Genomic DNA, 11,770 nt, shown 5'->3' on the forward strand with positions numbered 1-11,770 from the left:
ACCATCTGGCTCGCGACTTAGGAGACACGTCCTAGGCGACCGACTCTTCACGGCCGTCTACGACGCAAGCGAGTCGCATGGCGACCTGTCCGCGGACGAGTTGGTGAGCGCCGCGCTTGACGCAGTCATTGAAGCCGGTCACGGCACAGCTCTGATCGCCGTTAACGATGGCCGCCTTCTGCAGTTCTTCGATGACCATGGCGGGGAGTACGAAGCCTGGGGATTCGACGTCAAGGACCAGGTCAATGGCAAGGCGACGCCAGGGTCGCGGCTGGCGGTCGTCGACCTCAAACGTCGCTCGCTCGCCAGTGAGGACGGCCACGATGGGCCTGCCCTCAACGCACTCGCGAGCATGGTCAACCACGCTCGCTGGGAGGACTGCAGTGGCTGCGTGGCCCAATACGACTGCCCCATTCTGGCCAACCGAGACACTCTGAGCGGTCAGGGCGCCCAGGTCTTCGATGAGCTCGTCCGCATCAGCCACTTGAGGCGCCGCCGCCGAGCCACCTTTCGAGATGTCCGCTCCGCAATCGCATGGCTGATCACTGGCGATCGGTCGTGCGCCGACATTCACCAGTGGCGCTCGTCCAACCTCAGCGCGATGCAGCTCGAGAGGGCATTGATCTCGGAGTTGGCTTTTTCCACCGAATCGAGCGACTACCTCGTGGCGGAGTGGTCAGAGCTGGATCCGGCTCAGGTAGCCGCCCCCGGAGTCGACCGCCTCTTCCGCACTCAGGGCGCCGCCTCGCAAGACCCGGTCTACAACGGCGTCGACACTGTCGCTCGCGGCCTCTACTTCGAGTTGGTCAGCGATGAGGCTCAGCAAACCGATCGCACCAGCGTCATGATCTATCGGTATCTCGAAGAGTTCACATCCATGCTGAGGAACGAAGATCCAAGGCGCACCCGGGCGCGTTTGCTTCTCGGCATTAGCCGCCTGGTGGGAGCGTTTGGCTACACCGACGACGGGTTGGCCATGAGCAGCGGCATGCCTCGCGCGGCTTGGGCGATCCTGCACACGGTGCCCGCCGCCGAGTTCACGGTCTCGATCGACGACGCCCGATCGCCGTACGTCGAAACGATTGCCGATCAGCTCACTCTCGCCCATGTGTCGAACCCAAGCATCACTCTGAGCCTCGACACCGCTGAGATCATCCTGCGCGCGGCGGACGGCGAGCTCGTGAACGACCTCGCGACCGACGCAATCCTTGAGGAGATCGAAGCCTTCGTGAGTCAGCTAGCGCGCCGCCCCTCGATGGAGGCCCGGATCGTCGACTCGTCCGGCTCAGTCGCCGTCGCCCGCATCGACGGCACGCAGATCGTCTTGGAGGACGCATGAGCTTCTCGATCCCAAAGGCAATGAAGGACCTGAACTCTCTGCAGACCGAGGTCGTGCTCCCGGTTGAGCTTAACGACCTCGACGTCGACCGCATGCTCACCCGCATCCTCGAAATGGCGGTGAAGCGGGGCCGAACGGCTGGTTCGAAGACGGACACGAGGGCGTACACGAACTACCTCGACACGTTGCTCGGACATTCCGAACTCATCGGCTTTGAGGGAGACCGCGGGCGTGACGTGCTCGACGGCTGGGTCCGATCGTCGATTCTCGTGGAAGAACGAGCGGGCCTCAAGCGCGACAGGGTGGTGATGGGTTACCTGCGTCCCTTGACAATTGCGAGCTACCGCAGCGGCCTACCCAAGAACAGTTCACGCAACCGTAAAGCCGACGACCTTCTTTACCGGTCCGTCTCGCGTGTGGTTGAAAGCCGCGGCTCGAGCAATCCGACCAAGGAGATCGACGAGCTGTTCAGCGCGACATTCGGCTCTGGCGTCGACGTGGGGGTAGCTCCTTGGGCCGATCCTCGCTACGACGAGACCGAGACTGTCGACATCGACACTCTGCTCGCCCTCCGTTTTCTGGAAGGCTTCACGGCCAGTCAGAACAACGGTAGGGAGCGTGCCAAGGCTGACCCCCCGGTGCCGTTGGCAGTCGACCCGCTCGGTCGCGATGTGGTCGCGCTGCTAGAACTTTACGGTCCGAAAATGACCGTGGGTGAGGCCTACGCCCACCTGAGCGCCCTCATCTCACTCCGCCTTCTGCAGTTGCCCCTCATCAGCGCCCGCACGGTTCGAGCTCTATTGGACAACGAACCGCCCCCTGCTAATGGCAATCCCTGCGAGATGTACGTCGACTTCGTTCGGCGAAAGGGCGGCGGGTCCGACGAGCTGACCGCGCAGTGCGTGTTGCGTGATCTCGAGATCATGCGGAATCTCTTTCGCGACCGTTTGCTGATCCGCTCGCTCGGTGACGCCGCAGGTTCGATGGAAACTGCACCCGCTTTCGACGGAACGGCCGAGGAGAACCTCCAAGCCATCGTGGACCTCAAGGACAACCCTGAGATCGCCACGATCCTGCGCATCAAGCTCAAGCAGATCGAGGATGAGCTAGAAGACGGGAGCGACGAGCGGCTTTTCGTCCGCGAAGTCCGTCTCAGCGAGGGCCTCACCGGCACGGAGAAGTTCATCCAGGTGCTCGTCGAGGGCCTGCGCAAACGCGGCCTTGAGAATCAGGTCAAGTGGTTCTGGAGCACGGGGGGAATCACCAAGTCCTACGGTCTTCTTTCGGGGACCCTGCGCTACCGCCCCTCTTGGCGCTACGCGCCTTCCGACGAGGCTTTGACAACCTTGTTGTGCCTCTGCTTCGTGGAGCCTGGCGGCGACAGAACGCTCAGCGAGCTCCCCGTCCAAGAACTACTCAAACGTCTGCATCACCGCTTTGGCATCCTCATCGACCACCCACCGACTGACTTCGATTCCGCTAGCGCTCGAGCTGGAGCCGCCGAGAATCTCTCCGCGTTCACACAGCGGCTCAAACTTCTCGGTTGCTTCCGCGGTCTCTCCGACGACTTCAACGCTCAATTCGTAACTCGTCCCCGGGCGGCCGTGCGATGACTGTGACTACGAAGAACCTCCTCCACGACGTCCTTGTCGACCACTTGGCGAAGGTCATGGAGGGCGCCGAACCCGGGCACTGCGTCCGCATTGACGACGTTGCCCCAGGCCTAGGTCCCACTCTCGTCGACGCCTTGCGTCAACGCCTGCCGGGCGTCGCGGTCAATATCCTTCGAGCAGATCCTGCGGGCGACATCGAGATTCCCCCACAGAAGGCCATCGAACTGCGCAACCGGAAGCTACAGGCATGTCTCTTGCTTGTGCCCGCCGGTGAAGGGCACGCGGCCAGCTCGCTCGACAACTCGTTCAAGCGGATCCCGATGCTCGACCTGTTCTCCCAGGCCGACCTCAGTCTCGTCAGTGATCTGACCAATCAGGGGCTGCTCGAGGCAGTCCGCCGTCTGCGTCGCAACGTGGCACGAGCTGATCGCGAAGCCTGGGCCGAGTTCATGGCAGCGATCGTGAAAGATCCTACGGACCAAGCATTCGGCGAGAACCTCTGGAGAATTGGGCTCATACCGGATCTTGGCCCCGAGCCCCTGTCACGTCTGGGGCTCAATGTGGCGGCGGCACATGCGATCAGCCGGCCGAGTCGCCCAGCGGCGACGATCGACGATCGGCTCTCGGCAGCGAACATGAAGATCGGGGCATGGCGAGTGCCCTTGCGGGACTTCCTCGACCAACGCGGCTCCCGCCTGTCGAACGCAAGACTGTGGGCGCATGACATCGCCACCAGTCACCGCCACCTGTCCTTCGAACATTGGCCGCCGGCCGACCGTCCGGAGAACGCCCTCGAGAAGCTCGAGGTCGACCCCTTCACCAACCCTGACGGAACACTGGTCAAGGCTTCGAAGTTGGATCTGGGCGCCGACGGTCAACTGATCCTCACGGTGCCCGAGGACGGCGCCGCTCCAGTCGTCGTCACGTGGAAGACCGACCCGACCAACGTCACAGACGTTGCAAAGTGGCGCCTTGAGGTCGCGCGTCCCGCTGATCAGCGCAGGGACGACGACGAACCACTGGTGAGCATGACGGCGCCTGGCACGCGCAAGCGCGCCACGGTCAAGGTCTCGATCACCGAGGATGACCTTGCCGAAGGAGCCCGCTTCGTTGTCGTGCTCACGGCCTTGGGGGCCAACGGCGACGAGGTCGACCTCACCTCAGGCGAGCCAGCGGTCGCCGAGAGCGAGGAGTTCCAGATTGCCGTCGGCGACGCCCCCGAATCGAAGGCCCGGCGCACGGCGGCACCCAGCCTTCCGGAGGCCGTGGTGCGGGCGGCGCTCGACGGACTCGATGACCTCACAGAGGACCTCGTGACCTGGGACCTGGCCGGTCAAGTGTTTGGGCTGCGCCTTGGAAACCGGCGGGCTATCCAGGTGAGAGTCAACGAGCTGATCATCCGCTTGCAGCGGCAAGCAACCGCCGATCCTCTGGGTCCCACCTGCCACTCCGCCCAAGGCTCCTACGGAACCCCGCTCGAATGGGATGGCGCGGGCACTCTCGACGTCAACCTGCCCGCGGCTGTCAAGAAGGCACGGAGCGACTTCCTCAAGCAGCTTGCGGCCGGCGGCCCGCGCGACACGATCGAGTCAGCACGCTGGACCGATGAGCTGCGTGAGGCTGCCAAGTCCTACGCGGCGTCGTTCAGGCGCGCCATCGACAGTGCCGACGATGAGTCGCTGCGCGATCTCCTCCTCGTCGACACGCTCAGTCTGAGCGTGCAGCGGAGCAATCACTCGATCGACGCCGTGGTTCTCCTTCCGATCCATCCACTGCGGGTGATGTGGGTCGCGACGTTTGACGAACTTGTGCGAGGGTGGGCCGACGAGCTCACTGACGTCACGCCACGCAGCGCTCGACCTTCGATGCTGAGTGCTGAGATGGTGGGGCAAGTCGTGCCCGCCAACCTTCCCTTCAGTGTGCTGCACCACAGCGGGAAAGAGGCGGTCTACGCCGAAGAGCTGACCTACGGGTCCGGTCTCTACATCGTGCCGGGACCCGTCGACAGTGATGCCGCTGCCGAGAGCATCTGCTCGGTCTTGGATCTCGATCGCGCCACGTCCACTATGCGAGCCTCATCCCGCCTCGTTGCCCAGCGAATCCGTGCCTACGAGCGCGCACACGACCCGGGCGCGGCGCTGCGGTTGCTCACAGTGAATCCAGGTTCGGGAGAACTGCTCGCAGGCGCCCTTTCCTCGTTGTCTCGACCCGCCGAGCTCGGCGACGAGGAATCGTCCGAAGTCCTCACCATGGGGCCCAGACGCAATGAGGTCATCGCCTATACCGATAGCTGGTCGTATGTCAGCCCAGTGCACAGGCTCCTAGCTCTGCAGGCAGACCTGCGACATCGCGAAAGTGTCGCCTCCTCGACGCATCTGGCGCCTCCGCTCTCGCTGAGCGTGCGCAATGCCGAGTCGCTCATGGAGGACTCCAGGGAAGCCCACCTGGCCCTCCTACAGGACCCGGGTGTCGCCAGTCTGGGCCTTGGCACGAGCCCGGAGCGCAAGCCCTCCTTCCGCGACATGCTCGTGCCGCTGGTGACCACAAGTCGGGAGGAAAACGGCGACCTGGTGTGGGAAAGCGTCCCGTGCCTTGGTGGCGGGTCTGGCGACTCCGAACTCGTGTCACTCCACCGTGCCCACCAGCGGGCGCTGGCTCGGCGTGGCGGCGGACGCCCCGACTCAGTGCCCGCTGTCCACGTAACCCTCGACGGGGATGCCCAAGCGCGCATCCGGGCAGCTCATCAGCGTGCCGATTGGGTGATCGGAATCGACAAGTTCGTCGGAGTGAACCTGTTTGAGTCCGGGCTGAGCGATCCGTTCATCCTCGACTACGCGCCGGACTTCGTGGAGGGCATCGGCGATCGGCTGACGGTGACGACAACGCACCGCAGCGAGGTCGAGTTCCTACTCGCTGGCGCCATGTCCGAGCTAGGCCTCGACGAGGTCGAGAGCAGTGTGGGATCCGTGCTACAGACGCTCGCCGTGGTATCGGGCCGGTTGGCACTTCGGCTCCTCGAGAACACAACTCAAGCGCGGGAAGCCGTCTCGCTGGCCGCGTTGGTAGGTCACCTGACAGCTCGTGGCGAGCTCGCAAACACCATCGTCGTGCCCGTCGACGCGCACCCAGAGATCTTCGGTCACGGAGCACACGACGAGGGGGTAGCCCGCCGATGTGACCTCCTACTAGTCCGGCTGGGTCAGAGGTCGTTCAAGATCGAGTGCGTCGAGGTCAAGTCGCGCAAGGAGGCCCACATCGCGCAGACCCTTGCCGACACCATCATCGAGCAGCTCCAGGTCACGAAGCAGGTGCTGGAGTCACGCTTCTTCTCCGACCCGCCGAGGATCGACGCGGAGCTTCAGATGGCGCGTCTGACCAGCTTGCTCCACTACTACGCCGACCGAGCTGCGACACACAAGTTGATCGACCCTACGAAGCTGAACGAGATTCACCGCTACATCGATCGCGTAGAAGAAAAGGGTGAGCGTGCCGAGATCTCGATGACGGGGTGGGTCATCAGCCTCGACGGCGCTCAGGGGTTCAAGAAGCAATACGGCGAGATCCCACTGCGTGTCCTCACCGCACAGGACCTCGGCCAGATCGGCCTGTCGACTCGTGCCCGGCTCGACCCACTGCCGGAGCCACTCAAGCCGACGACGCCGGTCACGCCGATCAGTGAGCCTGAGCCGCTGCCCTTGCCGCCGGTGCTCGACCCCGAGGACCCGGAGGAGAGGGATCGGGCCGAGGAAAAGGGGCAGCCTGTGACCGAGGAGGCCGAGGGTGAGGTCGAGAAGGAAGCGCACCCGTCCGACGTGCACAACGCTGATGAGCCGAGCTCGGCCTCAGAGAAGCCGCCGACCGATTCGGTCAGTGAGCCGGCAACGCCCGCACCCGTAGCGGCTCCGGAGGACCCCGAGGAGTCCGTCGTGACCACCACCAGAGAGGTTGTCGTCACCTTGGGTGATGATCCGGGTGGATCTCCGGTGCATTGGCGGGTGAGTACCAAGGGAAGCCCGCATGCGTTCGTGATCGGCATCCCCGGTCAGGGCAAGTCGGTGACCACCCGCAAGGTCATTCGCGACTTCGAGCAGCAGGGGCTGCCGTCCCTGGTGTTCGACTTCCATGGCGACATGGCAGCCGATCCGCCCGCCGGCGCGGTGGTCCTCGATGCGGCTCTCGGCCTGCCGTTCAGCCCGTTCGAGCCGGACGTCGAAAGCAAACGGCCAATCAACAGCACGGCATGGGAGATTGCCGAGATCATCGCCTACGTCGCAAAGCTCGGGGAGATCCAGCGCACTCACGTGTATGGCGCGCTGAAGAAGGTGTACGCCGACACCGGGTGGGTGGGTAGCACTCGAGGGGACCGCCTCCCGACGATGCCCGAGTTCGCCACCGCCCTGGAAGAGGTCGAAAAGGGGGCGGCCGGCAAGAACGCTGCCGCGCGACTACTCACGTTCACCGACTTCGGACTGTTCCGCGAGGACGCTACGGGCGGCTTTGAGCTGCGTACTGATCCACCCCAGGGCTGGATCATCGACCTCAGTCATCTCATGGAGGAGGTGCAGCGGTTCGCCGCCTCGTTCATCCTGCGGCGCGTGTATCGAGAGATGTTCGCCTGGCCTCAAGACAGCACGATGAAGCTCGCCGTCGTGCTAGATGAGGCGCACCGCATGGCCCGGGACGTCACGCTGCCGAAGCTCATGAAGGAAGGGCGCAAGTACGGCGTCGGCGTGATCGTCGCAAGCCAGAGTGCTGACGACTTCCACAAGGATGTGCTCGGCAACGCTGGCACCAAGATCGTCTTTCGAACCAACTTCCCGGCCTCCAAGGAGGTGGCCAAGCTGCTACGTGGGCGAAACGGCGTCGACCTCAGCCAACACATCGAGAAGCTGGATGTAGGTGTTGCCTACGTCTCGACCCCTGACGCCGTGCAGGCGCAGAAGGTGTACATGGCGCGGGAGTAGCGCGGGCATGCAAGGTCGTCGCCTTCTGCGGAAAGTGGTGCGGCGTGGGCTCGACGCTTTCTGTCGAGGTTGCGGTCTCCGGCCGACAGCTCGAGGACGGCACTCCGCTGTTGCACATGCAGGACCACTTGGCGACCCCTGCGCCAATGCTTGGCTCCGCTTGCCTCAGGTGGCACGTGGGGTCACAGCAAGCGTTTGGCGGTCATCGACCGGACACCTGCATTCCCAACTCGCCTCAGGGAGCACCTGTCGACGAGATGATCGCCACGGAGAAGCCGCGAAGGACATCACGCTCGACCCCGAGGATCTCGTCGACGAGCTCCAGCAGTTCCCTCATGCCACTTCGCAGAGTGACAACTTCGGTATCGACCTCCTCGGCTGGCTCACCGATGACGACGGAGTGGGCCGGCCAGTCGCCCTCGAGGTAAAGCACTCACCTGACGGTCGGTTCTTTATGTCCAGCGCTGAATGGCGACGAGCCGAGGAGTTGCGTGGAGCGGCCGCCAAGCCCGTGCAATACGCGGTTCTGGCGATGCGTCGTCCGAAAGGGTCTGACACACCGGTCGCACTCGGCGTTCTCGAAGACCCGCATTCGCTCGCGGAACAAGGCTTTCTCACCATGGACACGGACACCTACAAGGTCCGCTACCGGACGGACCCGGAGGACTGATCAGTCGAGTCGAGTGGCCGCTCGTTGCAGGGCTTCCGTCACATCGACTGCTGCGGCATGGGTCATCGTCGGTCCATTCATGTGGAGCACCCAGCCCTTCTGGTACTCGCGCCATCTCCAACGGTCCTTGACTGCGACCACAGGAAGAATGACGCCGGCTGAGACCGAATAGTCAACGTCTGAGATGAGGACCAGAGCGGCGTGGTCAAAGCCTTCACTCCTGAAGATCGACGTCTGAAGTTGCCACTCTTGACCGCTGGGAGACCAAACGTGCCTTCACCTGGATGCGGCCGAAGGTCGGCGTCTCGAGGTCATATGACTTCGTCGAGTTGCCTTCGAGAATGTCACCGCCGAGAGCCCGCCACACCAGCCATTCGGCATAGTCACCGGTCGGCAGATTGTTGGTGCGCAGCACCTTGCGGGCGCGAAGCTCGGAGAGCACGGAAGCGTGCAGAGCCAGCAAGGCGGCCGCCGGGGCCGCCGACAGGTCCGGAGCGGTCCACGGGCTGTCCATATCCACAGTTCACCCAGTCGCCTTTGCGTCGAACGATGAGCCCACGTTGCCCCAAAGCAACCATTTCTGGTTCGTAGGGTCGGGCGTCCCAGTACGGTCGCATCATGTCATCGACTCGGGCTGCGACAGCCGGATCGCGCGCCTTAGCGAGACTCGCCGGAGCCGTCCTCGAGCTCAAGGGGCGTGAACCGCTCAAATCCATCACCGTCCTGGCGCCGAGCAATCTAGCCGCTCTCACCGCACGTCGGTTCCTTGCGTCAAGTGGCGGGGTTGCAGCCGTGCACGTCACGACAATTGGGCGACTCGCTGAGACACTCGGCGCTCCCCTCCTCGCCGGACAACGACCCGCAACCCGAACGATCACCGCCGCAGGGTGGAGGGAGGCGCTCCGCGCCGAACCCGGTGCCTTCGGCGAGGTGATGGAGCACCCCTCGACGGTGGCCGCGCTCACCCGGACCTATGGGGACCTTCGCAACCTCTCCCAGGCACAACTCGAACTCGTGGCGAGCCAACCCGATCCGGGACCCGATCTGATTCGCCTGCACCGTGAGGTCGAAGGCCGTCTCAGCAGCCGGTGGTACGACATCGTCGATCTGCTGTGGGCTGCAACAGACAACCTCGCCGGGTTCACGGATCCGGTGGTCCTCTACCTTCCGGGCCCGATGACGGGAAGCGAACAGCGGTTCGTCAATGCGCTGCGTCGCGGCCGGCCGTTCGTGGAGATCAACCTCGACGACCCCTCGACGGTCGCGACGCGCATCGTCCACGCTTCCGATGCCGACGACGAGGTCCGGGCCGTGGTCCGGGGTGTCCTGGACGATCTCAAGACACCGCAACGACTCGCAGTGCTCTACTCCGACCCGCGTCCCTACGCACGCCTGCTCGCCGAACAACTCGCCACCGCCGGGATCACCGTCAACGGGCCAGGGGCGCGACCAGTGATCGAGCGGGCGACGATCCGGACCTTCCTCGGCCTGCTCGATCTCGCTGATCACGGACTCCCCCGTGCTCGTCTCTTCGAGGCGCTGAGCGGCGCACCGGTTCGTGACTTCGACGGTGACTGGATTCCGACAGCGCGGTGGGAGCGGCACTCCCGCGCAGCGGGCGTCGTACGAGGGGACCACTGGGACGACCGGCTCGAGACCTGGATCCGACACGAGGCGCGGACCTACGACAAGGAGTCAGGCGCCCGACTGGCCACCTTCGCCCAGCGACTCGGGCAAGAATTCACGCTCGACCACGAGTCCTGGTCGTCCCTCACCGAGTGGGCTGCGCGCCTCTTCGGCATCCTGATCGCGGACGAACTACGCATGACCAAGCTGCCGCTCGAGGAACAGGCCGCCTGCGCCACCCTCGAACTGACGCTGCGGGCACTGTCCGTCCTCGACGCAACCACCACTCCGCCGACGGTGCGCGCTCTGCACGACCTGCTGACCCTTGAGCTCGAAAGCGTCTTGCCGCGGGTTGGCCGATTCGGCGACGGCGTGTACGTCGGCCCGATCAGCAGTGCCGCCGGCCTGGATCTCGACATCGTCTACACCGTCGGACTATCCGAGGATCTGTGTCCCGGCACCCAGCGAGAGGACGTCCTGCTTCCCGACAGAGTTCGCGAGCAGCTCGACGGCGCGTTACCCACGCTCCGCGAGCGCATTGATGAGCAGCACCAGGCCCTCCTCGCCGCGTTCTCGACCGCACCGACCGTCGTCGCCACCTTCTCCCGTGGTGACTTGCGCCAGACGAAGGGGCGGCTGCCAAGCCGGTGGCTTCTTCCCACGCTCCGAGAGTTCTCGGGCAACCGCACCCTCCCCGCGACGAAGTGGGACGAACTGCCACCCCTCCCGCAGATTCACAGCGCCGGTTCGTTTGCCGGCGAACTCATCGGCACAGATCGCCTCGCCACCGAACAAGAGTGGCGGGTCCGGGCGGCCATCGCGCAGGTCCTGGACGACGTCGTGATCACCAGCGCTGCCGAGCTCCTCGAGGCGCGAGCCAGCGACGACTTCACCCGCTTCGATGGCAATCTCATCGCCGCGCCCGGACTCCCCGACTATCGGACCGGTGAGAAAGCCATCTCACCCAGCTCGCTGGAGAAGTACGCCAGCTGTCCCCATGCGTACTTCGTGAACAAGGTCCTCGGCGTCCAGCCGATCGAGAATCCCGAGGACATCGTCACCATCCCGGCGACCGAGTTGGGCACCTTCATCCACGGCTGTATGGAAGACCTGACCAAGCAGGGCAGCCTCCCCGGTCCCGGTGCGCCCTGGACTACAGCTCACCATGACGCCCTGCGGGCGATTGCAGACGCCAAGGCCCTCGCGTTTGAGGGCCGCGGTGTCACCGGTCACCAGCGCCTGTGGGCCGTCGAGAAGGAACGAATCGTCGCCACCCTGGTTGCCATGCTCGACGACGACTCCACGTGGCGCGCTGGCACTGGCGCCGCAGTCATCGAGGCCGAGCTCGAGTTCGGGATGACAGAAGGCGGACCCAAGGCAATACAGGTGCCGGTACCGGGCGGCATTGTTCACATGCGCGGCAGTGCGGACAAGGTCGATGTCGCAGACGGCCGTATCTACGTCACCGACATCAAGTCGGGCCGCAAAGCGGGTTACACCTCGATCAAGCAGGCCGACCCGGCGCCGTACGGCGCGAAGCTCCAGCTGCCCGCGTACG

The 11,770-nt window shown here is 64.4% G+C and carries 6 protein-coding genes; 5 read left to right on the top strand and 1 reads right to left on the bottom strand.

Going from position 1 to position 11,770, the window contains the following annotated elements; genetic code table 11:
• From ACOADB_RS00900 to ACOADB_RS00915, 4 genes are all read left to right on the top strand, one after another.
• Positions 1–1,339, top strand: a 1,339-nt coding sequence (locus ACOADB_RS00900; RefSeq protein ID WP_378596040.1) for a hypothetical protein, incomplete at its 5' end; no start/stop codon positions are given.
• Positions 1,336–2,952, top strand: a complete 1,617-nt coding sequence (mads7, locus tag ACOADB_RS00905; protein WP_378596041.1) for a methylation-associated defense system protein MAD7 — start codon at positions 1,336–1,338, stop codon at positions 2,950–2,952. The genes ACOADB_RS00900 and mads7, both read left to right, overlap by 4 nt.
• A 2-nt stretch (positions 2,953–2,954) precedes the next feature.
• The gene (locus tag ACOADB_RS00910; RefSeq protein WP_378596042.1) at positions 2,955–7,916 is read left to right on the top strand and encodes an ATP-binding protein; all 4,962 of its coding nucleotides are present in this window, start codon (positions 2,955–2,957) and stop codon (positions 7,914–7,916) included.
• A gap of 454 nt (positions 7,917–8,370) precedes the next feature.
• A complete protein-coding gene (locus ACOADB_RS00915) occupies positions 8,371–8,586 on the top strand; it encodes a hypothetical protein (RefSeq protein WP_378596043.1) in 216 nt (71 codons plus the stop codon).
• Between the two features lie 214 nt (positions 8,587–8,800).
• Here ACOADB_RS00915 and ACOADB_RS00920 read toward each other — a convergent pair whose 3' ends face one another.
• Positions 8,801–9,100: a hypothetical protein gene (locus tag ACOADB_RS00920; protein ID WP_378596044.1), complete on the bottom strand. Its 300-nt coding sequence runs from the start codon at positions 9,098–9,100 to the stop codon at positions 8,801–8,803.
• 419 nt (positions 9,101–9,519) lie between these two features.
• On the opposite strand from ACOADB_RS00920, the gene ACOADB_RS00925 reads away from it, so the two are divergent.
• A partial coding sequence (locus ACOADB_RS00925) for a PD-(D/E)XK nuclease family protein (RefSeq protein WP_378596045.1) occupies positions 9,520–11,770 on the top strand: 2,251 nt, incomplete at its 3' end.

The organism is Nocardioides sp. CPCC 206348 (assembly GCF_048654705.1).
In the GTDB taxonomy this organism is placed as follows: Bacteria; Actinomycetota; Actinomycetes; order Propionibacteriales; family Nocardioidaceae; genus Nocardioides.

Bases quoted from the DNA above. Each gene is read 5' to 3' on its own strand.
- ACOADB_RS00920 (WP_378596044.1), bottom strand. From the start codon at position 9,100: ATGGACAGCCCGTGGACCGCTCCGGACCTGTCGGCGGCCCCGGCGGCC.
- ACOADB_RS00915 (WP_378596043.1), top strand. From the start codon at position 8,371: ATGTCCAGCGCTGAATGGCGACGAGCCGAGGAGTTGCGTGGAGCGGCC.
- mads7 (WP_378596041.1), top strand. From the start codon at position 1,336: ATGAGCTTCTCGATCCCAAAGGCAATGAAGGACCTGAACTCTCTGCAG.